Genomic DNA, 25576 nt, shown 5'->3' on the forward strand with positions numbered 1-25576 from the left:
CATGAGCGGACACGGCGCACCGGAAAACGACGTCAGCAGCATCAAGGCGCAGGGCCTGGAGATTCGGGTGGCGATCGTGGCCGCCAGTTGGCACACTCAAATCATGGACGGCCTCATCGGCGGGGCGCTGCGTGCAGTGGAAGATGCCGGCCTGCGGCCGAAACTGATCCGGGTCCCGGGCAGCTTCGAACTGCCCGTCGCCGCCGCCCGGCTGGCCCCGCACTACGACGCCGTGGTGGCACTCGGCGTCGTGATCCGCGGCGGCACGCCGCACTTCGACTACGTCTGCTCGGCGGCCACCACCGGCCTGACCGAGGTCAGCGTCCGCACCGGCACCCCGATCGGTTTCGGCGTGCTGACCTGCGACACCGAGCAGCAGGGCCTGGACCGCGCCGGCCTGCCCGGTTCATCCGAGGACAAGGGCTACGAGGCGGTTGCAGCTGCGGTGACCACCGTGGCTGCGCTGCGCGGGGCGGGGGTCTAAACCGGCACGGCAACAAGGAGGCACATCATGGAACCAACAAGCACCAGCGTCAGCAGCTTCATCGACGGTGTGGCATCGCCCGTACGCCGGCGCGACGCCCAAACGCTGGTCCAGCTGATGACGCGGATCACCGGCGAGGCGCCCGCCATGTGGGGGCCGTCGATTGTCGGCTTCGGCAGCTACCACTACAAATACGCCAGCGGCCGGGAGGGGGACGCCGGCGCGGCGGCATTCTCGCCGCGCAAGGGCGCCACCACGGTTTACCTTCCTGACGGCCTGGACGCGTACACGGAGCAACTGTCCCGGCTCGGCGACCACAAGACGGGTGCGGGGTGCCTCTACCTTACGGATCTCGGCAACGTGGACATGTCCGTGCTGGAGGACATTATCGCCGAGTCCTACCGTCGCGTCAGTGCAGATGATTTCGGCAGCGGCGGCTGAATCCGGTAACCAGTAGATTAGGGATAGGCCTACCCGGCTCGAGCAAAGGGCAATCGGATCCAGTTAGCTGCCCGCCGGATATCAGAGGCAATGGAAAACGGGGGAGCACCATGGGCGCGATGGATGATTTGCTGGGGCCGAACGAGGTGAAAGTGCTGCATGATGCGCTGGCCTCTGCCGCTCCGGGCGTGAACTGGGGCGGTGTGCTGGCCACCCGGGCCCGGCTGGAACCGTTGTCGCTGCGCGGCCGGACCGACGCCGTCGCGTCCGTCCTCGTTGACGCCCTGGGCACCTATCCGGCAGCTGCCACGGCGTTCCGTTCCGCACTGGAGGATCCGACCTTCACCGGCTGGGCGCTGTGGCCGGTCACCGAGGCAGCAGTCACGTTGGCACTGGCCGACGGCGGCACCCCGGCCTTCGACGATGCCCTGGCCCTGCTCGCGGAACTGACCCCGCGGCTCACCAGCGAGTTCGCCATCCGGCGGCTGCTGCAGGCCGACCACGAAAGGGCGCTGGACATCATCCGGACCTGGACCGCCCACCCCAACGAGCATGTGCGCCGGCTGGCCAGCGAGGGAACCCGGCCCTACCTGCCCTGGGCCGTCCGGGTACCGTTGCTGCTCGCTACATCCGGGGCCACGCTGCCGATCCTGGATGCGCTGCACAACGACGAGTCCGAATACGTGCGCCGGTCCGTCGCCAACCACGCCAACGATCTCGCGCGGCACGCGCCCGAGCTGGTGCTGACGGCTGCCGCACGCTGGCAGCAGACCGGCACGCCCGGCGCCGCCTGGGTGGTCCGGCGCAGCCTGCGCACCCTGGTTAAAAAGGGCCATCCCGTCGCACTTGAGCTGATGGGTTTCACACCGGCGGAGGTGGGCATCACCGAACTGCGGGCTGAAACAGCTGCCCTGCAGTTGCCCGGTGTGCTCGCTTTCGACTTTGTCCTGACCAATACCGGCGACGCTCCGGCCCGACTGTCGGTTGATTACGCCGTGCATTACGTCAAGGCGAACGGGTCCACGGCAGAGAAGGTCTTCAAGCTGACCACCGTGTCCCTGGAACCGGGGGAGTCCCGGCCGCTGCGGGGCCGGCACGGCTTCCGGCAGATGACCACCCGGCGGCATTATGCCGGAGCGCATGCCCTGGAGGTGCAGGTCAACGGCGTCCGGCACGGGCGGCTGGAGTTTGATCTGGTGCTCTAGTTTCCGGCGCCCTCCCCGCTGCGCGGCGGGGAGAAACCGACGAGGCTGTCGTTGATGCCGGCCAGGAACCGTGCGCCCACCGCGGTCAGCGAAATCTCCTTGCGCTTGGCTCCGGTCCGGGGTGCGGCAACCTCCGCGCTCTGTAGGAAGCCGGAATCCTGAAGCCGCTTCAGGCTCCGGTACATGCTCCGTTCGGTGATCGTCCATCCGGTGGCCGACGCGACGCCGGCTGCAATCCGGGCGACCGTCACCGGCTGCGCAGCTTCAACGACCCGCAGGATCACCGGCGTCAGCATCGATTTCTTATACGTCTCCACCCAGGACTCGATCCGGGCTTCCACCCATTCCTCGTTCTCCGTGGGGCGGGCCATGCTCAGTCCTCCCAGCCGCGGCCCAGGACCGCGCCGGTGAGGTGGATCAGCAGGCCGAGCCCCCATGCCGCGCTCATCACCAGGGTCGCGCCGAACCAGGGGGTTGCCAGAAGTTCGGCGGCAGCAGCTCCGTCGCCCCCGGCGGTGAACGCCCGCAGCACGGCGTGCACATTGAACGAGGTTGTCACGGTGACGAAGGCGATCGCATGCGCGACGGCGAAACCGAAGCGGATCCGGGTGACCTTCCGGGCGTTTCGCCACATCCAAAGGGCAATCCCCACGGCGACGACGGCGGTAAGGCCCCCTGCGAGGAGGTCGACATCGCCCCCGGTCAGGGAGATCACCGCCTGGACGAGCAGCATGGCCGCAACCAGGGCGAGTGTGTACGGCAGCAGAATCGAGCGGGCATTGACGGTTGCCTGAGGCAGGGTGTTTGTGTCCATGCCGGGGACTGTACCAGTGGAACAGTACCGGCGGTAGGGGTAATTGCCGCGGCGCTTTAAGTGCTGGGATGCCCGCGTTGATACAAGCTATTCTCGGGGGATGAAGACCAACGTGCTGGACGAGGCGCGCCGCGTCTCAGTTCAGCGGCGTACCCTCGCCGTGGTTGTCCTCAGCCAGATTCTCGGCGGGGCGGGACTGGCCGCAGGTGTCACGGTGGGGGCACTTCTGGCTCAGGACATGCTTGGATCGGAGGGGTTGGCCGGTCTGCCGGCGGGGCTGATCACACTGGGCTCCGCACTGGCTGCCTACCTCGTAGGAAGGGTTACCCAGCGGGCCGGACGGCGCATTGGACTCGGAGCCGGTTTCCTGACCGGCGGCCTCGGTGCCCTGGGCGTGGTCCTGGCTGCCGTGGTGGACAACCCCCTTCTGCTGTTTGCGGCCCTGTTCCTTTATGGGGCGGGAACGGCCACCAATTTGCAGGCCAGATATGCCGGAACGGACCTGGCGCTGCCGGACCGCAGGGGACAGGCCATCAGCATTGCGATGGTCTCGACGACGTTCGGGGCGGTTGCCGGACCCAATTTGGTGACGCCCATGGGCCGCTTCGCCGAGGACCTCGGTATCCCTGCCCTGGCCGGCCCCTTCCTCCTTGCCGGAGCAGCGTTCCTGGCCGCCGGCGTCGTCCTGCTGGTACTTTTGCGCCCGGATCCGTTTTTCCTGGCACGCCGGTTGGAGGACCGGACGGCGGACACCGTGCCGGGCGACGTCGGTGCGCCGGCAGCCCGGCCGGGGGTCGGAGTCTACGTGGGTGCCGCCGTGATGGTGCTGACCCAGATCGCGATGGTGGCGATCATGACCATGACGCCGGTGCATATGCGGGCCCATCACCATGACCTTGCCGCGGTCGGGATGGTCATCGGGGTGCACATCGGCGCGATGTATCTGCCGTCGCTTGTCACGGGTGTCTTGGTGGACAAACTCGGACGTACTCCAATGGCTATCGCCTCCGGGGTCACCCTGCTCTTGGCCGGAGTCACTGCGGCCCTCGCGCCGGGTGGATCCCTGGGCCTGCTGCTCCTCGCCCTGGCACTGCTCGGCATGGGCTGGAACTTCGGCCTGATTGCCGGCACGGCACTGGTAGTCGATAACACGTCGCCGGAGATCCGTCCCCGCGTCCAAGGCAAGATCGACGTGCTGGTTGCCTTGGCCGGGGCCGGTGGGGGAACCCTGTCCGGTGTGGTTATGGCCGGCACCAGCTACGCCGTACTTGCCCTCTCGGGCGGCATCCTGGCCTTGCTGCTGATCCCGGTGCTGTTTTGGGCCCGGCGCAGCAAGGCAGTGGAAAGGTACTAGTCGCGGACGGCGGCTACCGCTTTGATCTCCGGGCCGGTCCCGCTCCCGTGGTTGAGGGGCCGACTTAGTCGGTTCCGGCGGAACCGCTGCGCCGTTCCAGGAACAGGGTGTCCCGCCATTCACCGGCGTGCGGTCCGTGGCCCATTTTCGCCACGCGCTGGCGCCTGCCAACCACGCGGAAGCCCGCTGCCTGGTGCAGGGCGAGGCTGGCCATGTTCTCCGGAAAGATACTGCACTGAAGCGTCCAGATTCCCGAGGTCTCCGCGGACGCCACCAAGGCACGCAGCAGAAGCCTTCCGATGCCGCGTCCTCGGGCGGCGGGGGCGATGTAAACAGAATGTTCGACGACGCCGCGATAGGCATCCCGGGTGGAAACGGGTGAGGCCGCTGCCCATCCCAGGATGCCGCTTCCTGTGTCGGCGACAAGCCGGAGTCCGGCCAGATGGGCGGAATCAAAGGCTTCCCATTCGGGTACCGCGCTCTCGAAGGTGGCCTGCCCGGTGGCAATCCCCGCCGCGTAGATGCTGCGCACCGCGGGCCAGTCCGAAGCCAGCAGGGGCCGGACGAGTACCGCGCCTTCCGGCACAGCGGCAGGTGTGCTGCTCACCGGGGAGAGAGGACCGCGGCCGCCCGCTCCAGCGCACCCGGCACGATGGAGTAGTAGGCCCAGACGCCGCGCTTCTCGCGGTGCAGGATGCCGGCGTCGACCAGGATCTTCAGGTGGTGGGACACCGTCGGCTGCCCGAGGCCGATCGGTTCGGTGAGGTCGCACACGCACGCTTCTTTGTTCTCCTGGGCAGCGATCAGTGAGACCAGGCGCAGGCGGGTCGGCTCGGCCACGGCCTTGAGCAGCTGGGCGAACCGCTGGGCGTCTTCGATGCTCAGCGCTTCGGAGGTCAGCGGGGTGCAGCAGGCCTCGACGGCGGGAGCGGGAACTGTCAGTGCAGAGGTCACCTGCCCATTATGCACAGATTGACAGGTATCGATATATCCCGGAATACTCGACATCGAAGGATATCGATATTCTTCAATATAGTTCGCCTGTCGATGTCCCGCCGAGGAGCTTTGTGAGCACGTCCACCGCACCACCCCAGGCCGGCCAGGTCACTGCCCGGCTCTCCACCCTGGACCGCTTCCTGCCGCTCTGGATCCTCGCCGCGATGGCTGCCGGGCTGCTGCTGGGCCGGCTGGTTCCGGGCATTGGTCCCGCACTGGACTCGGTGAAGGTGTCGAATGTGTCGCTGCCCATCGCCGTCGGACTGCTGGTGATGATGTATCCGGTGCTGGCCAAGGTCCGGTACGACGAAACCTCGCGGGTGATTGCCGACCGGAAACTGATGGTCACCTCACTGGTGCTCAACTGGGTCGCCGCTCCGGCATTTATGTTCGCCCTGGCCTGGATCTTCCTGCCCGATCTGCCCGAATACCGCACCGGGCTGATCATCGTGGGGCTGGCCCGCTGCATCGCCATGGTGATGATCTGGAACGACCTGGCCTGCGGTGACCGCGAAGCCGCCGCCGTGCTGGTCGCCATCAACTCCGTCTTCCAGGTTTTGGCCTTCGGCGCGCTGGGCTGGTTCTACCTGCAGGTCCTGCCCGGCTGGCTCGGCCTGGAAACCACCAGCGCCGGGTTCTCCTTCTGGGCCATCACGGTAAGCGTGCTGGTTTTCCTGGGCATCCCGTTGCTGGCCGGCTTCCTCACCCGCACCCTTGGCGAAAAGGCGAAGGGCCGTGACTGGTACGAGGCCACGTTCCTGCCGAAGCTTGGCCCTTGGGCGCTCTACGGCCTGCTGTTCACCATCGTGCTGCTGTTCGCCCTGCAGGGGGATGAAATCACCTCGAACCCGCTCGACGTCGCCCGCATCGCCCTGCCACTGCTGGTCTACTTCCTCGTGGTGTTCGGCGCCGGCATGCTGCTGGGCAAACTGCTGGACCTGGGTTACGCCCGCACCACCACGCTGGCCTTCACCGCCGCCGGGAACAACTTCGAACTCGCCATCGCCGTGGCGATCGGCACCTACGGCGTGACCTCCGGACAGGCGCTGGCCGGCGTCGTCGGCCCCCTGATCGAAGTGCCCGTTCTGGTCGCCCTGGTCTACGTGGCCCTTTGGACGCAGAAGAAATACTGGCCCGCCGCCACCACTGCCCTTGCTCCCTCTCCAAACGCTTCCACAGAAAAGACGAACCGATGAGCACCGAAACCGCCGCCAAGCCCTCCGTCCTGTTCGTCTGCGTGCACAACGCCGGACGGTCGCAGATGGCCGCCGCGTACCTGCGACACCTCGGCGAGGGACGGATCGAAGTCCGCTCCGCCGGATCCGCGCCCGCCGACTCGGTCAATCCCGCCGCCGTTGAAGCCATGGCCGAAGAGGGCATCGACATGTCCGCCGAGCTGCCGAAGGTGCTGACCACCGAGGCCGTGAAGGAGTCCGACGTCGTAATCACCATGGGCTGCGGCGACGCCTGCCCGATCTTCCCCGGCAAGCGCTACGAGGACTGGAAACTCGACGACCCCGCAGGCCAAGGCGTCGACGCCGTCCGCCCCATCCGCGACGACATCAAGACCCGGATCACCGCACTCATCGCCGACCTCCTGCCGGCATAGCAAAACCTTCGTACTCCCTGAGGAAAAGCACCAATGAACACTGATCTGTCCCAGCTTCCCGTCGCCGTCATCGGCTCCGGTCCCGTGGGCCTGGCTGCCGCCGCGCACCTGCTCGAACGCGGACTGACGCCGGTCATCTTCGAATCCGGCGACGCGCCTGCCGCGGCCGTCCGCGCCTGGGGACACATCCGGCTGTTCTCGCCGTGGCAGTACGACGTCGACGCCGCCGCGCGCCGCCTGCTCGCCGACACCGGCTGGCAGGAACCGGACGCCGAAACCCTGCCGACCGGTGCGGAACTTCTCGAGCAGTACCTGCAGCCGCTGGTTGCCGTCCCCGCCATCCGGAACGCCCTGCACACGAACAGCGAGGTTGTTGCCGTCAGCCGGGAAGGCCTAGACAAGACCCGCACCGGCGGACGGGATACCACTCCGTTCCTGGTCCGCGTCCGGACCGCCGACGGCACAACCGCCGATCACCGGGTCCGCGCCGTCATCGACGCGTCCGGCACCTCGAACTCCCCGAACCCGCTGGGCTCGGCCGGACTTGCAGCACCGGGGGAGTCCGCCGCCTATGCAGAGGGCTTCATCACCGCTCCGCTGCCGGATGTCACCGGCCGGGCCCGCGACCGGTTCGCCGGCAAGCACATCCTGGTGGTCGGCGCAGGCCATTCGGCGGCCAACACGCTGCTGGCACTGGGGGAGCTGGCCGAGCAGGAACCGGAAACCCGGATCAGCTGGGCCATCCGCCGGTCTTCGGCGGCAAGCGTGTACGGCGGCGGCGATCTGGACGGACTGCCGGCCCGCGGCGCGCTGGGCAGCCGCCTGCGGACCCTGGTCGAGGAAGGCCGCATCGAACTGCACACCTCGTTCACCATCACCGGCTTCAAGAGCGCCGACACCTTGACCGTCGTCGGGAGCACGCCGTGCGGGGAATCGCAGTTGGACGTCGACCTGCTGGTTCCGGCCACCGGCTTCCGGCCGAACCTGGAGATGCTGCGCGAAATCCGGCTGGATCTCGATCCCGCCGTGGAAGCACCGCGGGCGCTCGGGCCGCTCATTGACCCGGAATTCCACAGCTGCGGCACCGTGACGCCGCACGGCGCCCGGCTGCTGTCCCACCCCGAGAAGGACTTCTACATCACCGGAATGAAGTCCTACGGCCGGGCCCCGACGTTCCTGATGGCCACCGGGTATGAGCAGGTCCGTTCCATTGCCGCGGCCCTTGCGGGGGACCAGAAGGCCGCCGACGACGTCGAACTCGTCCTGCCAGAAACCGGGGTCTGCTCCACGGACCTGGGCGGCAGCTGCGATACGGTGGCCGGCTGCGATACGGATGCCGCTGCTGCGCCTGCCGCTGAGTCTTGCTGCGGGACACCGGAGCCGGCTGCTGCGGCGCCTGCCGCTGAGTCTTGCTGCGGGACACCGGAGCCGGCTGCTGCGGCGCCTGCCGCTGAGTCCTGCTGCTCGGCGCCGGAACCGGCGTTCCTGGGTATTCCTACCGGTCTGGAACACGGCCGCTCCGGGGAACAGGGGAACTAGTTCCGGGATACGATGCGGCAGTCCGCCCGCTACTACGTCCCGGAAGGAACCGGCCGATGAACAACACCGCAAAAGGGTGGCTGCTCCTGGTTGCCGCCATCCTGGCCGAAGTGACTGCGTCGCTCTCGCTCAAGGGTGCGCTGGAGCATGCCGGTCTCTATGCCGTGGTTGCGGCCGGCTATCTTGGCTCCTTCATCCTGCTCGCCGGCGTGCTGCGCGCCGGCATGGCCTTGGGTGTGGCTTACGGCGTCTGGGGTGCAAGCGGTGTCGCCCTGACCGCTATCGGCTCCCTGGTCTTCTTCGGAGAACCGCTCACCCTGCTGATGGGCATTGGTATTGCCGTTGTCATCGCCGGGGTGCTCTGCGTTGAACTCGGGTCCCAAGCGGCACATGAGAAAGCCGAAACGGCGTAATGGCCTACCTGTTCCTGATCGGCGCGATCCTCTTCGAGGTGGCGGGCACCGTCTGCCTCCGCCTCGCCGTCGACGACAAGCGCTGGTACGCCGGAGTCGCCGTCGGCTACGTGGTGGCGTTCGGCATGCTCACTCTCACCCTCGCCAACGGCCTGCCGTTGGGTGTCGCCTACGGGATCTGGGCTGCAGCGGGCGTCGCCCTGACTGCGGTCATCGGCAGGGTCTTATTCAAGGAGCCCTTCACCTGGCTGATGGGCGTGGGAATAGTCCTTATTGCCGGCGGCGTCCTGCTCATCGAGCTGGGCGCCGTGAACGGCACGTGACGTCTCCCGGTTTGCGGGTGAGCGTCTCCTGAAGCCTACGAAAGATGGCAGCATGCCCTTCGGTGTCGGGGTGGAGTCCGTCGGTTAGCCGTTCCGGGGCACCGATGAACAGATCCCAGAGCAGTACCCGGGGGACCCCTAGAACACCACAGGTTTTGGCGAGATGCATTTCCACTTCCCGTGCCGGTTCAGCGTCGAAATAATCTCCGAAGATCGGCGTGGTGCGGGACGTGTCCGGAGGAATTAGACCGACAGCGCATACGGCCGCTCCCATAGTTCTCAGGTGCTCCACATTGGCGGCGAAGCCGTCCGCAACCTGTTCCGGCGTCGCGGGGCGAGGACCGTCCGGTGTACCAATTCGCCGGGAATCATTGATTCCGTAAGCCAGGATGACCAGATCCGGCGTGCGGAACGGAATTTCGGTCCGGACAATCCGGGAGATTTCAGCCGTACCGATCCCGGGTATGGAGAGGTTGAAATAACGGTGCTGCTCCGGGTTTCGCACCAGGTGGGCTTTCTGCAGCATTCCGGCCCATCCGGTTCCGCAGCCGTCTCCGCGGCCGTAGGCGATGCTGTCCCCGGCCACGACAATGCGCTCAACCTGCTTGCCTTCAGCTGTAATCACGGGCGGGCCTCGAACGCATCGGCCGTAACTGTATTCTGTGGCGGCAACATTAGGACTCCTCTGTGACTGGACTCAGGTTTGAGCTTGCAGCATTCGCTCGACGGCGGTGACGACGGCTTGCCGGCGAGCGGAAATTTCCTCACCTCTGGCCGGGTTTTCCGCGAGGCCGGTGAGCCCTTCCGGAGAGAGCTGCCAAGCCTGCGCGATGGCGTAGATGAAGACTAGGACGTCGACGGCGGACAGCGGGTGTGCGGCAGCCGTCGCGACGGCGAGCGTTTTGTTCCGATAGATATCGCTCGGCTCGGCGGTGGCCTCCGGCCGCTCGAGCTGAGCCCACATGCTCAGGCGGAGGACCTCGGGGAAGCGCTGATGATGGTCGAACACGTCCCCGGCCCAGCCTGCGAGGTCGTCGGGGCGCGGCGGGACGTTCTCGGCCATGCGACGCAGCGCGTCAGCAACCGTTGCATCGAACAAGCCGCTCTTGCTGCCGTAGTACGCGTAGATCATCCGAACGTTGCTCTGCGCCTGGGAGGCTATCCGCTCCACGCGCCCGCCGGCGAAACCGTGGGCCGCAAACTCCACGGTCGCCGCGGCGAGTATCCGCTCCCTCGTGGCTTCAGCGTCACGTGCCATGCATTTCCCCTCGGGTAGGTATTGACGGGTCAGTGTTCGAACACTAGCTTACAAGTAAGTATCCATTTACTTATAGGAGACGCCATGACCCGCATTGCCCTCGTGACCGGAGCCAACCGCGGACTGGGACGAGCCACAGCGCTTGCTTTGGCCCGGAACAAGATCAACGTCGTCGCTGCCTCGCGGGGTGGAGCGGGTGACGTCGTGGACGAAATCGTCGAATTGGGCGGCGAAGCCATTGCGGTCCGGTTGGATGTCGCAGACCTGCCCTCCATCGAGGCGGCCCGCGTCGCGGTGCTTGCTGGCATTGAGCAGGAATGGAACGCCAGCACTATCGATGTCCTGGTCAACAATGCGGGGGTGGGACTGTTCGCGCCGCTCGGCGCGATCACGGCAGAAGACTTCGACGCCACCTTCGCCGTCAACGTCCGTGGTCCTCTTTTCGTCACGCAGGCCTTCCTGCCCCACCTGTCTGAGGGAGCAAGCATCGTGAACGTGTCGAGTTCGCTCAGCCGGCACGTCAGTCCGGCGACCTCCGTCTATGCGGCATCGAAGAAGGCACTCGAAGCACTTACCCGGAGTCTCGCCGTCGAGCTGGGCCCGAGGGGCATTCGGATCAACTCGATCGCACCCGGGCCGACCGCGACCGACTTCAACGGCGGAGCCATGCGCGATAGCGAAGACATGCGTGCGGCACTGGCCGGGCAAACCGCTCTCGGGCGAGTGGGTGAGCCGGAGGAAATCGCCGACGCGATCTCTGCCCTGGTGTCCCACGAGTTCCGCTGGACCACCGGGGAGCGCATCGAGGTGTCCGGCGGTGTGCTGCTGTGACCAAGCCTGGACCCGGATCTCGGGGGTCACTGAACTCCCGTCCGTAGCGGACCCGTGTGGGCACCGCCGGGTACCGGCCTGCCTGCGTTTCGGAATTGCCGGCTCACGGTGGAGGATTGCCCCGGGGCTTCCGTCTCAGCCATTGCGTCCTGGAGCTTGATCCGGGACCTCAGCGGTGAACTCGGCGCTGGGAAGACTGAAAAGGGGGAGTTGATGAGTGAGACGCCGCGGGAGCAGGGAATGCTCAATGTTGGAAACGGTCAGAGCATTTACTGGGAAGAGTGGGGGCAGCCCGACGGCGTGCCCGCGCTCTATCTGCACGGCGGCCCCGGTGGCACGCTGGGAACAAGCGGGTACCGGCACCGTTTCGACCTCACGCGCACCCGACTGCTCGGTCTGGATCAACGCGGCTGCGGACGTTCCCGCCCGCATGCGTCGGATCTTTCCACACCCCTGGAGACTCACACAGTTGCCCACCTGATTCACGACATCGAAACCCTGCGCGAAGCCCGCGGCGTCGAGAAGTGGATCGTCAACGGAGTGTCCTGGGGATCGACCCTTGCCCTCGCCTATGCGCAGGCGCACCCCGAACGTGTCCTGGGTATGGTGCTGGTGGCGGTCACGACGACGAGCCGGCGGGAAGTGGACTGGATCACCGAAGGCGTCGGTGCGATCTTCCCGGAAGCCTGGGATCGGTTCGCCGTGCACGCCGAGCGAAGCGGGATTGGGTATGAGCGCGGACACGGACGGCTGGTCGAGGCTTACCTGCGTCTCCTGAACTCACAGGATCCTTCCATCCGCGACGCCGCCTCCCGCGAGTGGGCTTGGTGGGAGGACACCCATATCTCCATCGGCACAGGCGGCTTCCGCCGCGATTCCCGATGGAACGACGACGGCTACCGGACCGCCTTCGCCCGACTCACGGCGCATTACTGGACTGCTGCCGGCATCAGCGACCCGCCGATCCTGGCCGCCATGGACCGCCTGCACGGCATTCCGGGGATACTCATCCACGGGCGCCGCGACATCTCCGGCCCAGCGCTCACAGCCTGGGAGCTCCACCAACAGTGGCCGGGATCAAAGCTCATTATCGACGAGGGGGACGGCCACGGCGGCGGGAGCATCGTGAAGCACTGGGACCAAGCCAACGCGCAGCTCGTCAGCGGGGGAGTCATTAAAATGAAGTGAGTTCTCCGCTGCCGGAATGCTGCTGGTGCCCGCGGATCTCATTGCTGCTCGTCGGGAAAGAAAAGGTCCTCGATTGTGCAGTTGAAGACGGCGGCGATCCGAAAGGCCAGCGGCAACGAAGGGTCAAAACGTCCGCGTTCGATGGAGATGACGGTCTGGCGGGATACGCCCAACTCGTCAGCGAGCCGCTGTTGGGACCAGGCCAGGCGCTGACGTGACTCATGTACCAGGTTCTTCACGTCAGCCTTTCCACCGCAGCACCAGGTACCGGATGCCGAAGGAGGCGAAGCCCAGAGCGATCACGGCCGGAAGGACGAGCTTCAGGTCGACGGAAATGTCCCTGGGGATGAAGGCCAGAACGGTAGCCGCGACCCCAAGCACCAGGATCAAATCCGTGAATGACCCCGAAGCCGCCTTATCGAACCACCCGGATTCGACGGAGTCGTCAGGCCGTTCGGTTGCACCTATCAAAGTGTTTCGATCCACGACCAGGACATAAATCAAGGCCGCAGCGGGCATGGCGATGCAGGCAAAAAAGAGCCAAAAGCCGAGGGCAGGATTCGGATCGGTGATGCCGAGCAAGACAGACAGCAAACCTCCTGCTGCTCCCAGAGCTAACCCACAGGGAACAGCGATGGCCGCGGCCGGTATCCGGCCGGTTCCGAACTTGGCATATCCCCAATTTGTGCGGGTTTGCTCAACAGACATTGCCGGCCTCCTCGGATGTACAGCTTGCTTTACATGTCTAGTTTCCTTTACATGTTTGCCGCTGTCAAGAGTGCTGTGGGGGCCCCGGTCGCCCGGCAGGACCGGCGTCGTCCTCATCTTCCTTGCGCCGATTATGCTTCGTCGTATCCTTTCCATCCCTGCACCAAGAAACGGATGAAAATGTTCGAGAACATGTCATGGCTGAACGAGCCCGCGAGCTGGAAAGTCGGCAGGGATTCGTTGGCCCTGGAAACTGCTGGCTCCACGGATTTCTGGCGCGAAACCCACTACGGATTCATCCGCGACACCGGACATTTCTTCTCGACTGAAGTGACCGGCGACTTCATGGCTACCGCGACATTTTCCGGCGATTTCACCACGCTCTATGATCAGGCGGGACTGATGCTCCGGACCGACGAGCGGACCTGGCTGAAGACGGGAGTCGAGTACAGCGACGGCGCGCTTCAGCTCAGTACGGTGATTACCGACGGCACTTCCGACTGGTCTCTGCGTCCTCTCGGCACAGGCCGGGACGAGATAACCCTGCGGCTGACCCGGCAGGCCACCGCGGTCCATGTGCAGTACCTGGAACGCGGCGGCACGGACGGGCAGCAGTGGAGCAGTCTGCGGCTGGGCTACCTTCCCCTGGAGAGCCGTTGCAAGGTAGGGCTGATGGCCTGCTCTCCGGAACGCGGCGGCTTAAACGTCCGTTTCACGGACTTCAGCATTGCGCCCTCAGACGGGATCAATCTGCATCCCTGAACGAAGAGCAGTAGCGGACTTCCGTCAGTGTTGAGTCCCCAATCAGCTCTTGCTTAGTTGTTCCGTCCGGGGCCATTCCCATTCGTTCGTAGAAATTCCTTCCGCGCTGGTTTGAATCCAGCACCCACAGTGACAAAGCGGTGTGTCCGCTTTCGCGTAACTGGTTCAGCGCTGCCTCCCACAAGCGGCGCCCGACTCCCGTACCGACAAATTCCTCCAGGAGGTAGAGGGCGGTGACCTCTCCGACCTGCGGATCGGCGTCGTCGTCGCCGCTGGTGTCCGCATGGGCGAATCCCACGACGTTCGAGCCGATCAGGGCCAGATGCGGTTGCGGCACCAGCCCTTCGTGGATCATCCGCTTCCAGCCCGCAGCCCTCCGCTCAAGGTCCAGTCCATCGAGGAGGGAATCGGGCATCAATCCGCGGTAGGCCCATTGCCATGCTTGGACATGGACCTGCGCGAGGTCGTGGGCGTCATTTTCGGTGGCTCGGCGGATTTCAACGGCTGGCATAAGCATTAGTCAACAATGAGAAGGCTATTTGCGCTAGGAGATTCTTATGGGTTAACCAGCCCGGACAAAACGGGCTTTATCGGCAGGCGACCGGCTGCTGCTCAAACTCTGTCGGTCCCACCGCCACGTAACCGCTGAGCTCGCTGCCGTCGGCGTCGAGCTGCACGGTGTATTCGCTGGCTTCAACCAGCCGGTATCCGTTGACGGTGGAAGCGCCGTCGACGGTGAGCTCTCCGCCGGTGGCGCTCCACTCCAGGGTGTAGTTGCCCGCTTCGATCGGCCGGTAGCCGTCGTCGGTGTTCCACTCACCGGCCAGCCTGCCGATTCCGTGGCTGCCTACCGCGTAAACCTTGCCGCCTCCTGACATGAGGAAAGCGGACTCCCGCACTGCGGCGCGGCAGCCCTCCGGGCCCTGGGGATCCAGAATGAAGCTCTCGGTCCCTGCGTCGAGCAGAGATCCGACGGCAATTCCGACCCCCACGACGGCGGCCGCCAGCAGTGCCAGAACGGGGGAGTGCAACCGGGGATTCTTGCGGTCGCCGGTCCGGTTCCGAGAACCTAGCCACCGAATCGCCACGGAGGCCAGCAGCAGCGCGGCGGCCGCCAGCCAGGGGCTGACGACGTGGGAGCCGATGACGAGGATCCACCCGGTGGGAGATGACAGGACAAACGCGAGCCCAAGCAGCAGGCAGGCGCCGGGCACAACAACGCGCAACGCAACTGTCCGGTAGCGAGGTTCGTTGGAGTCCACCGGTTACAAGCTTTCCCGGAGCCAGGCGTTTGTCCGGGCGACCGCTTGCGAGTCCGGGATGCTGTCCACCAGCTGCTGCTCCGCAGCCGCCCGCTGGCGGCCGGCATGCGTGCGGGCCTTCATCCGGTTGCCGCAGACGGCCATGGAACACCACTTGGCGGTGCCCGGCCTGCTCCTGTCGATGAGGAAGAGGTTGCACTCGTTGTTGGCGCAGGGACGAAGACGGCCGGGGAGCTCCTTGAGCACCCGCGACCAGGCAAGGGCAGCACGGAAGGCTAGCCGCTCGTCCTCCGGCGCACGCACTTCCCAGCGGAGTCCCTCCGGAGTGACCCGGGGGACCAGGACCCCGTCGCCCAGCGCTGTCGAAAGGCGGGACAGTGCATCCCCGGACCCCCGGACGGCGTCCTGCAGGCACTCCCGCATCCGGCGAAGATGTTCAAGCTCGGCTGGGGAACCCGTGCCACCGTAGCGTGCAACGAATCCCTTGCCGGAGGCGCCTGCCAGTTCGTCCGTGGAACGGCCTGAGACAACGGGTGTGCTGTTCAGCAACGCCAGCAGCAGGTCTTCATCCTCGAGCATCGGGTTCCTTTCTCGGGAGCACGGCACGCTTTCCAGGTTCACGCGGGTGCACGGCACTCGTTCCATGGTAGCGTGCCGATAACCACTAAAACGATTGATAGGGGTTAGTCCATGGTTGCCGTCCATCACCACACCGTTTCCGTCAACGGCCTAGACGTCTTCTACCGCGAAGCCGGGCCCGTGGATGCCCCGGTGCTGTTGCTCCTGCACGGATATCCCACAAGCTCGCACATGTTCCGCCACCTCATCCCCAGGCTCGCCGAACAATACCGGGTGATCGCCCCGGACCATATCGGCTTCGGCCGGTCGTCGGCGCCGTCAGTTGAGGAGTTTACGTACACATTCGACGTCCTGGCCGACGTGACGCGTGCTTTCCTGGCGGAACTCGGCGTGGACGCCTACACGGTCTACACCCAGGACTACGGCGCCCCCATCGCCTGGCGGCTGGCGCTGACCAACCCGGCAGCGGTGGAAGGGGTGATTTCGCAGAACGGCAACGCCTACGAAGAGGGTTTTGTGCCCGACTTCTGGGCTCCCATCTGGGCCTACGGTGCGGACCCTTCGCCGGAAAACAAGGCGGCCCTGCGTCCGGCCCTGGGCCGGGAGGCAGTCGAGTGGCAGTACAAGCACGGCGTTCCGGATCCCACCACCGTGGACCCGGACGCCTGGGAGCACGATCTGGCGCTCCTGGCCCGCTCCGGCATCGACGAGGCCCAACTGGCGCTCTTCGGCGATTACCACACCAACCGGGCGCTGTATCCGGCGCTCCACGAATGGCTGCGTTCCAGCCAGGTTCCGGTGCTTGCCGTGTGGGGGCGGAATGACGAAATCTTCGGTCCCGCCGGAGCCGAAGCGTTCCTGCGCGATGTCCCCAAGGCCCGCGTGGAACTGCTCGACGGCGGCCACTTCCTCCTGGAGTCACACCTCGACGAGGTTGCGGACATCATCCTCGACTGGCGTTCCCGGTTCTGACGGAGGGCTTGGGCGGGGGACAGATCCGGGCCGTTCTTAGCCAGGGTCACCGGACTGGTGCTCATCAGCCGTTCAGCCCTGCATCTCATCACTGGGTATGCGCCACAAGATTGCGGTTGCGACTTCTTCTGAGAGCCCCGGCGTAATCAGCCCTCAGCAGTTCCGGGCGTCCCTTCCATTTCCGCCGGCCTGGCGAGGTTGAATCGCTCCACCAGAAGTGGAAGTGAGTCGAAGTCCATTTGCAGCCCGTATTTTGCATTCGCTGCTGCTAGCGTGTCGAGATCCGGAGGGGCGTCCTCAGGGAAACACGCGCTGATCTCCTGGAAATACCCGGCGAAACCCGCAGGCGAGATGATTTCCAGAACGCGCGCCGGTTCGTCGTCGGCGTTCCAAAAGGTATGCCACTGGTTCCTGGGTTTCCTAACAAGTTCGCCGGGGCCGGCGTAAAAGACCTCATCTCCTAGGAGGAAGCCAATTCTTCCCTTCGTGACTACGGTGAACTCATCCTCGCGGCTGTGCATGTGAAAGGGCGCTGCAAGTTCTCTCGGCGCGATCAAGTGTTCGACAACCGAGAAGGAGTCCGCCGTTGATTGCGGCCCGAGAACCGTCCGTGCCGTCATCGCGTCATTGAAGCGAATCAGGAGTCCCTCGTCCTCACCGACAGGTCCGTAGTAACTGGTGCTCATGGGACCATGTTCCTTCCATTTATGACAGTACGGAAGAAGGGCCGGAATTCCGGTAGTCGGCAAACTAGGGGGATTTGGGACGGCGTTTTCCGGACGGGGCGCGTCGGTACTCCAGCACGGAGCAGATTAGGAGCGCAGAAGCTGCCAAGACCATGACGAGGATCGACGCTGGGCTCCACCATTCCGGCAGCTGCTCGACAGCATCATCGTGCCCACCGCGAAAACGATCGAGACCCCGAACGGGTAGCGGCTCCATGCAGTCATAGCCACAGCCTAACCGCGGCAGAGATTCCAAGACGAGGCACACGATAGGCGATCCTTCACAGCACCACCTGCGTCAGGAACGGCTACGAAAAAAGGTTACTGGTGCTAGTCGAACTTCCCCTCGTTCTGTGGTCGACTAGCGTTGCGACGATCGTCACAGCCCATCCCGTCCTACGCCACCTTTGGTCGACACTGGCTCCGTCACGGTTTGGAAATCCGGCCCGATCCGAAGGAGACGACATGTGCCGTTGGCTAGCGTATTCAGGTTCCCGCGTCCGATTGGATGACCTTCTCTACAAACCGGCCAACTCCCTCGTCATGCAGAGCAAACACGCGCGTATGGGAGCCGAGACCACCAACGGGGACGGGTTCGGTGTCGGCTGGTACGGCACCGAACCGATTCCCGGGATCTTCCGCAGCACGGAGCCTGCCTGGCACGACCGCAACCTGCGCGAGCTCGCAGGGCAAGCCTCCGCAGGCCACGTCTTTGCGCATATCCGCGCCACGACCGGCACGGCGGTCCAACAAACGAACTGCCACCCGTTCCGCCACGGCCAGTGGCTCTGGATGCACAACGGGGTGCTCGCGGACTTCCCGAAAGTGAAGCGTGATCTGGCCATGGCGGTCGAGCCCAGCCTCTATCCCGAGATCGAAGGGTCAACAGACTCCGAGTTGTTCTTCTACCTCGCGTTGACCTTCGGGTTGGAGCGGGACCCCCGCGCGGCGGTCGCCGAGGCAGTGGGTTTCATCGAGGATGCCGGACGGCGCCACGGCGTCGAGCACCCCATTCAGATGACGGTCGCAACCACCGACGGTGACTCGACCTGGGCCTTCCGCTACTCCAGCGAAGGTAACTCGCGATCGCTCTTCCACAGTAATGACATCGCGACCCTCCAGGCCCAGTACCCGGACCATGCGATGCTCCATGGACTCTCGGACGACACTCGGTTGGTGGTCTCCGAACCGCTGGGGGATCTCCACGGAGCGTGGCAGGAAGTACCGGACGCCACGTGCGCCGTCGTACACGGAGGCGAGGTGGAGCTGTACCCGTTTGCGCCGTCGGCTCCGATCGCCGCAGCAGTCTGAGCCGGCGGTGCGGCGTCGAGATGAGCGCGGCGGACGCACGTCCGCTCCACGAAGGAGTCCTCGCCATAACCAGGAATTAGTGGACCGAAAAACCTCCATCAACGGTGATCAACTGCCCGACGACGTACGTCGACGCAGCGCTGGCCAGGAACACAGCTGCGCCTGCGAAGTCCTCGGGCATGCCGTTTCGCCCGGCGAGTGTGCGCCTGGCCAGTGCTTGGACGGTAGCTGGGTCCGCGCTGAGCCGCTTGTTCAAGGGGGTTTCCACGAAGCCCGGCACCAATACGTTTGCGGTGACACCGTATGGTGCCCAGGCCTCGGATTGGGACCGGGCCAGAGCCTCGATGGCTGCTTTCGATACTCCGTAGGCACCACTTGACGCGAACGCCCGATGTGCCTGCTGAGAGCTGATGTGAATGATCCGGCCGAAACCGCGTTCGGCCATTCCGGGCGCAAAGCGCTGACCGAGGATGAATGGCGCCTCGAGGTTGACTCGCATGGTCTTATCCCAGGTGACCTCGTCGAGCTCGGGCATCAGCGGGCGAAGATTGATACCGGCTGAGTTGACCAGGATGTCGACGTCGCCGGCAGCATCGGCGAGAGCATGTGCTCCCTGGCGGGTTGAGAGGTCCACGACGACGCTGTCGGCGGACCCTCCCGCCTCGCGTATTTCCTCTACCGTCGCGTCGATCGCCGCCGCGGTCCTGGCCGCGATGAGGACGTGTGCGCCGGCTGCGCTGAGCGCGAGTGCGATCGCTTTGCCAATGCCTGAACTGCCTCCCGTCACGAGTGCCACGCGCCCATGCAGGCCGAAGAGATCGCGAAGATACGCTGCTGAGTCCATCGCATGAGCGTAACGCCGGGCACCGTGCCCATAACCTTTTGCTGATCAGAACCATGCCGCTGGGATCGTGGTCCCGACGAATGCTCAAGCGGCTGAGCCAGTGCGCGGATGACAACCGCCGCGCCGATCAAAGGTTTTGCTTCCTCCGACTTCTATCGGTCGGCTGCCTTGCGGCTCAGAGACTTGCCGGGTCCGGGCAATGGTCCTCTGGGAACTACTTGCTGCTATCCCCACCACGGTGGATTTGCCAGCACACTAGCTGTAGGGACAGCTAGAGGACGGGGAGGCTATGAGCGCGGAGTTGGTCATCAGTGTTCAGGGACTGGAGAAGTCTTTCGGGAAATTCCAGGCCCTGAACGGGCTGGACCTACAGGTTCAGCGTGGGCAGGTACACGGTTTTCTGGGGCCAAACGGTTCAGGGAAGTCAACAACTATCCGCGTGCTCTTGGGGCTGTTGAAGGCCGACGCCGGCGACCTGCAGGTCCTGGGAAAGGATCCGTGGCGGGAGGCCGTGCCCCTGCATCGGCGGCTTGCCTATGTGCCCGGCGATGTCGCGTTATGGCCGGGCATGACCGGCGGCGAGGCCATCGACCTGCTGGGATCGCTCCGCGGCGGGCTGGACGAGCGGCGGCGGGCGGAACTGATTCAGCGGTTTGAGCTGGATCCCGCGAAACGGGGCCGCCAGTACTCCAAAGGTAACCGGCAAAAGGTAGCCATCGTCGCCGCCCTGGCCTCCGACGTCGAACTCCTCATCCTGGACGAGCCAACCAGCGGTCTGGACCCGCTGATGGAGAACGTCTTCCAGGAAGTCATCGGTGAGGCGAAGCAACGCGGCACCACGGTGCTGCTCAGCAGCCATATCCTCGCCGAAGTCGAAACCCTCGCAGACCGGGTGAGCATCATCCGGGACGGACGGATCGTGGAGGAAGGCACACTGGCCCGGCTTCGCGGGCATACCACCACCGCCGTCCACGCCACTCTGGAACGGAACCCACAGCCCGGCCAGCTGGCCGCATTCGAAGACGTACACCTGGACGGCGGCAAACTCACGGCTGTGGTGGAGTCCGCACGGGTGGGTGAGGCAATGGCAGCACTCACCCCGTTCGGCATCACATCGCTGACCGTTGAACCGCCCTCGCTGGAGAGCCTCTTCCTGCGGCTGTACGACGACGACACCCCCTCCACACGGGCACGCCCATGAGCAACGCCCTGACGGGTACCGGGCCCCTGCTGCGTGCTACTGTCCGCTTCGACGGACGTAGCTTTGTACCGTGGATCCTGATCGCGACGGCGCTCTCTGCGTCCTCCGTGCTTGTCTACCCATGGGTTTTCCCCACCCAGCAGGACCGCCTCGGACTAGCCCTTGCCATCGGCTCCAACCCGGCACTGGGCCTGATCTTCGGACCGGCCTACGATCTGAGCACCGACGACGGTTTCAACGCCTGGCGCAGCCTCGCCCTGGGCGGGTTCCTCGCCGCACTTGGATCGATTTTCACCGTCACCCGGTCCAGCCGGGGCCAGGAGGACTCCGGACAGGCCGAGCTTCTGGCATCCGGTGTACTGGGCCGGAGCAGCCGCCTGCTGGCTGGAGTGAGCCTGGCACTGATCGGCTCGGTTGCTCTGGGAGGCGTCGCCGGAGTCGTCACTTCCTGGTGCGGCGGCGGCTGGAATGCCTCCCTGCTGCTGGGAGCAACGTTCACTGCCACCGGTTGGATGTTCGCTGCGGTCGCCGCTGTGACCGCGCAGCTAGGATCCGATGCGCGGACGGCCAACTCGCTGGCCGTGGGTACCTTCGGCGCGCTGTTCCTGCTGCGGGGCTTCCTGTATTCGGTGGATGCACCGGACTGGACGTCCTGGATAAATCCATTGAGTTGGATGACGGAAACCCGGCCGGCCAGCGGGAGCCACTGGTGGCCGCTGCTCCCTGCAATGGCCCTCACCCTGGTCCTGCTCGGTATAGCGTTCCTGCTGCAGTCGCGGCGCGACTTCGGGCAGGGGGCAATCGCCCCCGGACCAGGCCCCGCCCGGGGCAGGGTTGGAACTCCGTGGAGCCTGGCGGTCCGGGTGAACCGCGGCCCGCTGCTGACGTGGACCGTTGCCTTCCTGATTATCGGGGTGGTCTTCGGGTTTTTTGCCCGTTCCTTTAAGGACATCCTGAGCGGTGACAGTGCAGCCGCCTCGGTTCTCGCATCCGGTGCGGCCACACCGGATGGCCTCGCGCCGGCCTTCCTGGTGACGATCCTGAGCCTGGTCGGTATTCTCGCCGCCATCCCCGGCGTGCAGATCCTGCAGAAGGTGCGGATCGAGGAACTGGAGGGCCGGCTGGAACCCGTTCTGGCCGCCGCTGTTCCGCGCTCCCGTTACTTCACGGCAAACGTCATGCTCGCATTGGCCGCACCAACCATCTACTTGCTTCTCGCTGGAGCCATCATCACGGCGCTGGCCTCTGGGGACCTGGGCATCGACGCCGGCAAGGTTCTGCTGCAGGCCGTGGTGACGGTTCCGGCCGTCTGGACGGCCACCGCCGTTTCGGTGGCGGTTGTCGGTGCGCGGCCGCAGGTGCTGATCGCGTCCTGGGCTGGTGTGTTTATTTCCTTCGTACTCACGTTGCTGGGTCCGACGTTCAGGCTCTGGGACTGGGTCCTGGCGATCAGTCCGTTCTGGCACGTTCCCAACGTTTCCGTCGACGACGCCGGGTGGGCCGGGTTGGCGGGAATCTCCGCCGTCACCGCTGTGTTCCTGCTGATCGGCTTCACTGGTTTTCGCCGCCGGGACCTCGATGGGTAGCCGCGCTGCAGGCTGCTGCCCTTCTCGATTCTGGTTCTCTTTGCCCGGGAACGACGACGGCGCGGCCGCTGCGTGTCACCCGCCAGGGGAGGGCGGGGCCGCCGTCGTCGGATTCCGGATCCCCAGGAACGCGACTGCCCCGGCCGCCAGGAAGAGGCACGCGGTGACCAGTACCGTCTGCCGGAAGCCCGGAAAGTCCAGGGCGCCGCCGGACACGGTGCCGGCCAGCGCGATCGCAATCAGCCCGGCCACCCGCGAGACGGCATTGTTGACCGCGGAGCCGATGCCGGCGTCGTCCTCGTTCAGCGCGCCAAGCACCGCGGAGGTCAGCGGCGCCACCATCAGGGCGAGGCCCAGCCCGCACAGCAGCAGCCCGGGCAGCAGATGGGTAAGGAAATCCAGCGGCGGCTGGACCGCGAGCATCAGCAGGAACCCGGTCCCGCAGATCACCGGCCCGGCGGTCATAAACAGGCGCGGCCCGTAAATTCCGGCCAGCCTGCCGACGCGGGCCGACAGCAGCAGCATCGCCACCGGCAGCGGTAAGGCAGTGAAGCCGGCGGCCGTGGCGGAAAACCCTGCGGCTTCCTGGACGAAAACGGTCACGGCGAAGGTCCCCAGCGAGAGCCCGGCGTAGGCGCCCGCGGTGACGACGTTGCCGTAGCGGAAGTTCCGCGCCCGGAAGAGAGACAGCGGCATCATCGGAGCCGGCGCCCGCGCCTCGCGCAGCACGAACAGCACCAGGGCCAGCAGCCCTGCGGCCAGGGGAACAACGACGGCGGGATGCCCCCAGCCGAGCCGTTCCTGCTCGATCAATGCATAGACGGGACCGGCAAGTCCGGCGACCGCCAGAACGACGCCGGGCAGGTCGAACGCGGCCCGCCTCGGTCCGCTGCTCTCCTGCAGACCGGTCATCAGCAGCAGGCAGGCGGCCACCGGCAGGACGTTCACGGCGAAGATCAGCCGCCAGCTTCCCCAGTCCACCAGCACCCCGCCCAGCAGCGGGCCGATGATCGCGGCCGTGCCGGTCCATGCCGTCCACCTGCCGATCGCGGCGGCCCGCGCGGCGTCGTGGTACGAAGTCGTAATGAGCGCCAGCGAGCCGGGCACCAGCAGGGCGGCGGTGATGCCCTGGATTCCTCGGGCCAGAATCAGGACGCCGGGTGCCCACGCCAGCGCGCAGGCAAGGGAGGAGAACCCGAAGCCCAGGATGCCGATCCGCAGGATACGCAGCCGGCCGAAGGAGTCCGAGAGCGAGCCGGCCAGCAGGATGAACGCGCCCAGGGTGAGCAGATAGGCGTTCACGGTCCACTGCTGGGTGGGCAGGCCGCCGCCGAGTTCTCCGCTGATGGCCGGCAACGCCACGGTGACGATGGACCCGTCGAGGAACGCCACGAAGGTGGCGAGAACGGCGACGGCCAGCAGCCGGGTGGTACCGGAGGGGCTGCTGGCCGCGCTGGTCATGGACGAATACTAAGGTGCCGGGCTCACCCGGTCCCACAGTTCACACCCGTGCTCGGCATCGACCGTTGCGTGGCTGACCACTTGGGCGCTCGGGGCAACGAATTGCAGCATCTCTCCCTGCGGGCGGTAGCGCGGCCACTCCGGCGCGTAGTCCGCGTCCGGCCGTCCTTCGCCGGCGAAGCTGGACCAGTAGCTGATCATCTGGTCCGAGAGCTGTACCTGTTCGGTGCTGAACGGCAGCGCGGTGCCCAGATAGTCCCACAGGTAGCCAAGGTCATTGACGTGCGTGGCGCCGAACGGGTAATCGGTGCCGAGCCGCCAGATGGAGGTGAACGCCGGTCCGTCCTTTTCCGCGAACTCGTAGGCGTACGTCCTGGTGTCCGCTGCCATCCTGTCCCGCAGAGTCTGGTCGCGGCAGGCACGCTGATCGCTCTGCACATCTCCCCACGCCACTGTTGGGGAGGGATAGTTGGTGGCAGGGTAGGCCGCGGCCACCTGCGCCGCATCGTTCGGATACGTGGTGGCGATCAGATCGGCGAGCATCTCCTCGGTGATCGGGTTGCCAACGTAGTCGTATGCACCGAAGACGCTCTGCTGCGACTCATCCGCCGTCCCGCCCACAATCACCGGAAGCCTCGTGAGCCTGCCGGCCTTCAACAGCTCGAGCGGGTCGGACGGGAGGACGGCGTTGCCGTGAACCGCGCCGCTCTGCCGCACCACCGTCTGGGCGGCAAGCACCTCGGCCGGAGACTTCGCCCGGAGGCAGGCGAGCTCGGTTGCCGGATCAGCGCAGCCGATCTCCGCCGCGAACTGTGCGCCGGACGCACGCGCCGCCTGTGGTGTGCGGGCCGAGCACCCGCCGCTTTGCAGGATCGCCTGGTCAAACAAGCCGTCGGCTCCGGGGGAGGCGAGCTGTGCGCAGGTATTCGAGGCTCCGGCTGACTGGCCGGCGAGGGTGACGTTCCGTGCGTCACCGCCGAACCTTCCAATGTTCTCCTGGATCCAGGTGAGAGCGGCCTGCTGGTCGAGCAGGCCGAAGTTGCCTGCCGCCCCGTCCGGGTTATCCGCTTCCAGCCCGGTGGTATCGAGCCAGCCCATCGCACCCACGCGGTAGTTGATGGTGACGAACACCGCCTCGCTCTTGGTGATGAACTTGTTCGGGTCGGTGTCACGGCCGGCGCCGGCGACGTTGCCTCCACCGTGGTTCCACACGAACACGGGCAGCTTTTTCGACGACGGCTCACTCGGCCGATACACGTTGAGGTACAGGCAGTCCTCGTTCAACGTGGGCTGATCATAGCCCGGGTCCCATCCGGTGCCCTGGGTGCAGGAGCCCCCGAATTGCGTGGCGTCCAGCACTCCTTCCCATGGCTCGGCCGCCGCTGGGGCCTTCCAGCGCAGGTCACCGACCGGGGGAGCAGCATAGGGGATGCCTTTGAAGGAAGTGACCATCGACGTCGCTTCCCCCTGCACGTCGCCCTTGTCCGTCGAGACGACGGGGTAGTGGTCCCGGTAGCCTTCGCTGGGATCGTGCACGGCGGGGGAGCTGGCAAATGCCGCGCCGGTCACGGTCAGGCCAACCGCTATTCCCGCGGCTGACCATGCGCGCACTCTTTTGGTAATCATCATTGGGTACCTCACTCATCGGCGAATGTCCGGCCGAGTATTGAGTGTTGAAGTGCGCGGATCAAGCGTTTCATCTAGTTACAT

At 65.6% G+C, this 25576-nt stretch carries 31 protein-coding genes; 16 read left to right on the top strand and 15 right to left on the bottom strand.

Translation table 11 applies throughout. The annotated features are described in order from the left end of the window. Window position 1 precedes the first annotated feature (1 nt). The 3 genes from ribH (at window position 2) to N2K99_RS07235 (ending at window position 2130) form a co-directional block, all read left to right on the top strand. Window positions 2–484 (top strand): 6,7-dimethyl-8-ribityllumazine synthase, encoded by a 483-nt coding sequence (gene ribH, locus N2K99_RS07225; protein ID WP_227933340.1) that lies wholly within the window; start codon window positions 2–4, stop codon window positions 482–484. 27 nt (window positions 485–511) lie between these two features. Next, entirely contained in the window at window positions 512–925 is a 414-nt protein-coding gene (locus N2K99_RS07230) for a DUF1801 domain-containing protein (RefSeq protein WP_227922197.1), read from the top strand. A gap of 119 nt (window positions 926–1044) precedes the next feature. Beyond that, window positions 1045–2130, top strand: coding sequence for a DNA alkylation repair protein (locus tag N2K99_RS07235; RefSeq protein ID WP_227933341.1), 1086 nt, complete (start codon window positions 1045–1047; stop codon window positions 2128–2130). Here the strand turns inward: N2K99_RS07235 and N2K99_RS07240 are convergent. Beyond that, window positions 2127–2501, bottom strand: a complete 375-nt coding sequence (locus tag N2K99_RS07240; RefSeq protein ID WP_227933342.1) for a PadR family transcriptional regulator — start codon at window positions 2499–2501, stop codon at window positions 2127–2129. The genes N2K99_RS07235 and N2K99_RS07240 overlap by 4 nt on opposite strands. A 2-nt stretch (window positions 2502–2503) precedes the next feature. Continuing rightward, window positions 2504–2944 (bottom strand): hypothetical protein, encoded by a 441-nt coding sequence (locus N2K99_RS07245; RefSeq protein ID WP_227922190.1) that lies wholly within the window; start codon window positions 2942–2944, stop codon window positions 2504–2506. A gap of 100 nt (window positions 2945–3044) precedes the next feature. Between N2K99_RS07245 and N2K99_RS07250 the strand changes: the two genes are divergently transcribed. Next, the gene (locus N2K99_RS07250; protein WP_227933343.1) at window positions 3045–4298 is read left to right on the top strand and encodes an MFS transporter; all 1254 of its coding nucleotides are present in this window, start codon (window positions 3045–3047) and stop codon (window positions 4296–4298) included. Window positions 4299–4362: 64 nt separating this feature from the next. On the opposite strand, the gene N2K99_RS07255 is transcribed toward N2K99_RS07250, so the two are convergent. Next, a complete protein-coding gene (locus N2K99_RS07255) occupies window positions 4363–4905 on the bottom strand; it encodes a GNAT family N-acetyltransferase (protein ID WP_227933344.1) in 543 nt (180 codons plus the stop codon). Next, window positions 4902–5252: a helix-turn-helix transcriptional regulator gene (locus tag N2K99_RS07260; protein WP_227922176.1), complete on the bottom strand. Its 351-nt coding sequence runs from the start codon at window positions 5250–5252 to the stop codon at window positions 4902–4904. Before N2K99_RS07260 ends, N2K99_RS07255 begins: the two co-directional genes overlap by 4 nt. Window positions 5253–5365: 113 nt before the next feature. Here N2K99_RS07260 and arsB point away from each other — a divergent pair, with 113 nt between their 5' ends. Genes arsB through N2K99_RS07285 form a run of 5 tightly spaced genes read left to right on the top strand, consistent with a single transcriptional unit; the run spans window position 5366 to window position 9178 of the window. Then, window positions 5366–6490, top strand: coding sequence for an ACR3 family arsenite efflux transporter (gene arsB / locus N2K99_RS07265; protein WP_227933345.1), 1125 nt, complete (start codon window positions 5366–5368; stop codon window positions 6488–6490). Beyond that, window positions 6487–6903: an arsenate reductase ArsC gene (locus N2K99_RS07270; RefSeq protein WP_227922172.1), complete on the top strand. Its 417-nt coding sequence runs from the start codon at window positions 6487–6489 to the stop codon at window positions 6901–6903. Before arsB ends, N2K99_RS07270 begins: the two co-directional genes overlap by 4 nt. Window positions 6904–6936: 33 nt before the next feature. After that, a complete protein-coding gene (locus N2K99_RS07275; protein ID WP_227933346.1) occupies window positions 6937–8442 on the top strand; it encodes an FAD-dependent oxidoreductase in 1506 nt (501 codons plus the stop codon). Between the two features lie 56 nt (window positions 8443–8498). Further along, entirely contained in the window at window positions 8499–8855 is a 357-nt protein-coding gene (locus N2K99_RS07280; RefSeq protein WP_227933347.1) for a multidrug efflux SMR transporter, read from the top strand. Beyond that, on the top strand, window positions 8855–9178 hold the full coding sequence (locus N2K99_RS07285; protein WP_227933348.1) for a multidrug efflux SMR transporter: 324 nt from the start codon (window positions 8855–8857) through the stop codon (window positions 9176–9178). Before N2K99_RS07280 ends, N2K99_RS07285 begins: the two co-directional genes overlap by 1 nt. Here N2K99_RS07285 and N2K99_RS07290 read toward each other — a convergent pair. Both N2K99_RS07290 and N2K99_RS07295 read right to left on the bottom strand, forming a co-directional pair. Then, window positions 9147–9803 (bottom strand): GDSL-type esterase/lipase family protein, encoded by a 657-nt coding sequence (locus N2K99_RS07290; protein WP_227933349.1) that lies wholly within the window; start codon window positions 9801–9803, stop codon window positions 9147–9149. The two genes, N2K99_RS07285 and N2K99_RS07290, sit on opposite strands and share 32 nt — an antisense overlap. Window positions 9804–9875: 72 nt before the next feature. Next, window positions 9876–10436, bottom strand: coding sequence for a TetR family transcriptional regulator (locus N2K99_RS07295; RefSeq protein WP_227933350.1), 561 nt, complete (start codon window positions 10434–10436; stop codon window positions 9876–9878). An 84-nt stretch (window positions 10437–10520) separates the two neighbouring features. Between N2K99_RS07295 and N2K99_RS07300 the strand changes: the two genes are divergently transcribed. Both N2K99_RS07300 and N2K99_RS07305 read left to right on the top strand, forming a co-directional pair. Continuing rightward, the gene (locus N2K99_RS07300; RefSeq protein ID WP_227922160.1) at window positions 10521–11267 is read left to right on the top strand and encodes an SDR family NAD(P)-dependent oxidoreductase; all 747 of its coding nucleotides are present in this window, start codon (window positions 10521–10523) and stop codon (window positions 11265–11267) included. A gap of 213 nt (window positions 11268–11480) precedes the next feature. Continuing rightward, a complete protein-coding gene (locus tag N2K99_RS07305) occupies window positions 11481–12455 on the top strand; it encodes an alpha/beta fold hydrolase (protein ID WP_227922159.1) in 975 nt (324 codons plus the stop codon). A 38-nt stretch (window positions 12456–12493) separates the two neighbouring features. On the opposite strand, the gene N2K99_RS07310 is transcribed toward N2K99_RS07305, so the two are convergent. Together N2K99_RS07310 and N2K99_RS07315 are read right to left on the bottom strand one after the other, a co-directional pair. Then, complete coding sequence (locus tag N2K99_RS07310; protein ID WP_227922158.1) at window positions 12494–12694, bottom strand: helix-turn-helix transcriptional regulator; 201 nt, start codon at window positions 12692–12694, stop codon at window positions 12494–12496. 1 nt (window position 12695) lies between these two features. After that, window positions 12696–13049 carry a hypothetical protein gene (locus tag N2K99_RS07315; protein ID WP_227922156.1) on the bottom strand — a complete coding sequence of 118 codons (354 nt, stop codon included), beginning with the start codon at window positions 13047–13049 and terminating at the stop codon, window positions 12696–12698. 165 nt (window positions 13050–13214) lie between these two features. Here N2K99_RS07315 and N2K99_RS07320 point away from each other — a divergent pair, with 165 nt between their 5' ends. Next, entirely contained in the window at window positions 13215–13925 is a 711-nt protein-coding gene (locus N2K99_RS07320) for a DUF1349 domain-containing protein (RefSeq protein WP_227933351.1), read from the top strand. Here N2K99_RS07320 and N2K99_RS07325 read toward each other — a convergent pair. From N2K99_RS07325 to N2K99_RS07335, 3 genes are all read right to left on the bottom strand, one after another. Further along, entirely contained in the window at window positions 13909–14436 is a 528-nt protein-coding gene (locus tag N2K99_RS07325) for a GNAT family N-acetyltransferase (protein ID WP_227933352.1), read from the bottom strand. The genes N2K99_RS07320 and N2K99_RS07325 overlap by 17 nt on opposite strands. 76 nt (window positions 14437–14512) lie before the next feature. Next, window positions 14513–15187, bottom strand: coding sequence for a hypothetical protein (locus tag N2K99_RS07330; protein ID WP_227922150.1), 675 nt, complete (start codon window positions 15185–15187; stop codon window positions 14513–14515). A gap of 3 nt (window positions 15188–15190) precedes the next feature. Continuing rightward, on the bottom strand, window positions 15191–15766 hold the full coding sequence (locus N2K99_RS07335) for a CGNR zinc finger domain-containing protein (protein ID WP_227933353.1): 576 nt from the start codon (window positions 15764–15766) through the stop codon (window positions 15191–15193). Between the two features lie 111 nt (window positions 15767–15877). On the opposite strand from N2K99_RS07335, the gene N2K99_RS07340 reads away from it, so the two are divergent. Next, window positions 15878–16738: an alpha/beta fold hydrolase gene (locus N2K99_RS07340; protein WP_227922145.1), complete on the top strand. Its 861-nt coding sequence runs from the start codon at window positions 15878–15880 to the stop codon at window positions 16736–16738. Window positions 16739–16884: 146 nt separating this feature from the next. Here N2K99_RS07340 and N2K99_RS07345 read toward each other — a convergent pair whose 3' ends face one another. Continuing rightward, the gene (locus tag N2K99_RS07345) at window positions 16885–17424 is read right to left on the bottom strand and encodes a cupin domain-containing protein (RefSeq protein ID WP_227922143.1); all 540 of its coding nucleotides are present in this window, start codon (window positions 17422–17424) and stop codon (window positions 16885–16887) included. A 504-nt stretch (window positions 17425–17928) separates the two neighbouring features. On the opposite strand from N2K99_RS07345, the gene N2K99_RS07350 reads away from it, so the two are divergent. Continuing rightward, complete coding sequence (locus tag N2K99_RS07350) at window positions 17929–18774, top strand: class II glutamine amidotransferase (protein WP_227922140.1); 846 nt, start codon at window positions 17929–17931, stop codon at window positions 18772–18774. A 76-nt stretch (window positions 18775–18850) separates the two neighbouring features. On the opposite strand, the gene N2K99_RS07355 is transcribed toward N2K99_RS07350, so the two are convergent. Next, entirely contained in the window at window positions 18851–19618 is a 768-nt protein-coding gene (locus N2K99_RS07355; protein WP_227922138.1) for an SDR family NAD(P)-dependent oxidoreductase, read from the bottom strand. Window positions 19619–19907: 289 nt separating this feature from the next. Between N2K99_RS07355 and N2K99_RS07360 the strand changes: the two genes are divergently transcribed. Both N2K99_RS07360 and N2K99_RS07365 read left to right on the top strand, forming a co-directional pair. After that, complete coding sequence (locus tag N2K99_RS07360; protein ID WP_227933354.1) at window positions 19908–20819, top strand: ABC transporter ATP-binding protein; 912 nt, start codon at window positions 19908–19910, stop codon at window positions 20817–20819. Continuing rightward, window positions 20816–22405, top strand: a complete 1590-nt coding sequence (locus tag N2K99_RS07365) for an ABC transporter permease (RefSeq protein WP_227933355.1) — start codon at window positions 20816–20818, stop codon at window positions 22403–22405. The genes N2K99_RS07360 and N2K99_RS07365 overlap by 4 nt, the downstream gene beginning before the upstream one ends. Window positions 22406–22480: 75 nt before the next feature. Here N2K99_RS07365 and N2K99_RS07370 read toward each other — a convergent pair whose 3' ends face one another. Next, window positions 22481–23866 (bottom strand): MFS transporter, encoded by a 1386-nt coding sequence (locus tag N2K99_RS07370; protein WP_227933356.1) that lies wholly within the window; start codon window positions 23864–23866, stop codon window positions 22481–22483. Between the two features lie 9 nt (window positions 23867–23875). After that, a complete protein-coding gene (locus tag N2K99_RS07375; protein ID WP_227933357.1) occupies window positions 23876–25492 on the bottom strand; it encodes a carboxylesterase/lipase family protein in 1617 nt (538 codons plus the stop codon). Window positions 25493–25576: the final 84 nt, after the last annotated feature.

This window comes from Arthrobacter sp. zg-Y1110, assembly GCF_025244865.1.
Taxonomy (GTDB): domain Bacteria; phylum Actinomycetota; class Actinomycetes; order Actinomycetales; family Micrococcaceae; genus Arthrobacter_B.

What these genes read in the sequence shown, in the direction of transcription:
- N2K99_RS07360 (WP_227933354.1), top strand. Translation starts at nt 19,908, where the DNA reads ATGAGCGCGGAGTTGGTCATCAGTGTTCAGGGACTGGAGAAGTCTTTC.
- N2K99_RS07345 (WP_227922143.1), bottom strand. Translation starts at nt 17,424, where the DNA reads ATGAGCACCAGTTACTACGGACCTGTCGGTGAGGACGAGGGACTCCTG.
- N2K99_RS07340 (WP_227922145.1), top strand. Translation starts at nt 15,878, where the DNA reads ATGGTTGCCGTCCATCACCACACCGTTTCCGTCAACGGCCTAGACGTC.
- N2K99_RS07250 (WP_227933343.1), top strand. Translation starts at nt 3,045, where the DNA reads ATGAAGACCAACGTGCTGGACGAGGCGCGCCGCGTCTCAGTTCAGCGG.
- N2K99_RS07370 (WP_227933356.1), bottom strand. Translation starts at nt 23,866, where the DNA reads ATGACCAGCGCGGCCAGCAGCCCCTCCGGTACCACCCGGCTGCTGGCC.
- N2K99_RS07280 (WP_227933347.1), top strand. Translation starts at nt 8,499, where the DNA reads ATGAACAACACCGCAAAAGGGTGGCTGCTCCTGGTTGCCGCCATCCTG.
- N2K99_RS07275 (WP_227933346.1), top strand. Translation starts at nt 6,937, where the DNA reads ATGAACACTGATCTGTCCCAGCTTCCCGTCGCCGTCATCGGCTCCGGT.
- ribH (WP_227933340.1), top strand. Translation starts at nt 2, where the DNA reads ATGAGCGGACACGGCGCACCGGAAAACGACGTCAGCAGCATCAAGGCG.
- N2K99_RS07375 (WP_227933357.1), bottom strand. Translation starts at nt 25,492, where the DNA reads ATGATTACCAAAAGAGTGCGCGCATGGTCAGCCGCGGGAATAGCGGTT.
- N2K99_RS07365 (WP_227933355.1), top strand. Translation starts at nt 20,816, where the DNA reads ATGAGCAACGCCCTGACGGGTACCGGGCCCCTGCTGCGTGCTACTGTC.
- N2K99_RS07325 (WP_227933352.1), bottom strand. Translation starts at nt 14,436, where the DNA reads ATGCCAGCCGTTGAAATCCGCCGAGCCACCGAAAATGACGCCCACGAC.
- N2K99_RS07305 (WP_227922159.1), top strand. Translation starts at nt 11,481, where the DNA reads ATGAGTGAGACGCCGCGGGAGCAGGGAATGCTCAATGTTGGAAACGGT.
- N2K99_RS07230 (WP_227922197.1), top strand. Translation starts at nt 512, where the DNA reads ATGGAACCAACAAGCACCAGCGTCAGCAGCTTCATCGACGGTGTGGCA.
- N2K99_RS07300 (WP_227922160.1), top strand. Translation starts at nt 10,521, where the DNA reads ATGACCCGCATTGCCCTCGTGACCGGAGCCAACCGCGGACTGGGACGA.
- N2K99_RS07350 (WP_227922140.1), top strand. Translation starts at nt 17,929, where the DNA reads ATGTGCCGTTGGCTAGCGTATTCAGGTTCCCGCGTCCGATTGGATGAC.
- N2K99_RS07245 (WP_227922190.1), bottom strand. Translation starts at nt 2,944, where the DNA reads ATGGACACAAACACCCTGCCTCAGGCAACCGTCAATGCCCGCTCGATT.
- N2K99_RS07235 (WP_227933341.1), top strand. Translation starts at nt 1,045, where the DNA reads ATGGATGATTTGCTGGGGCCGAACGAGGTGAAAGTGCTGCATGATGCG.
- N2K99_RS07240 (WP_227933342.1), bottom strand. Translation starts at nt 2,501, where the DNA reads ATGGCCCGCCCCACGGAGAACGAGGAATGGGTGGAAGCCCGGATCGAG.
- N2K99_RS07295 (WP_227933350.1), bottom strand. Translation starts at nt 10,436, where the DNA reads ATGGCACGTGACGCTGAAGCCACGAGGGAGCGGATACTCGCCGCGGCG.
- N2K99_RS07285 (WP_227933348.1), top strand. Translation starts at nt 8,855, where the DNA reads ATGGCCTACCTGTTCCTGATCGGCGCGATCCTCTTCGAGGTGGCGGGC.
- N2K99_RS07355 (WP_227922138.1), bottom strand. Translation starts at nt 19,618, where the DNA reads ATGGACTCAGCAGCGTATCTTCGCGATCTCTTCGGCCTGCATGGGCGC.
- N2K99_RS07335 (WP_227933353.1), bottom strand. Translation starts at nt 15,766, where the DNA reads ATGCTCGAGGATGAAGACCTGCTGCTGGCGTTGCTGAACAGCACACCC.
- N2K99_RS07270 (WP_227922172.1), top strand. Translation starts at nt 6,487, where the DNA reads ATGAGCACCGAAACCGCCGCCAAGCCCTCCGTCCTGTTCGTCTGCGTG.
- N2K99_RS07320 (WP_227933351.1), top strand. Translation starts at nt 13,215, where the DNA reads ATGTTTGCCGCTGTCAAGAGTGCTGTGGGGGCCCCGGTCGCCCGGCAG.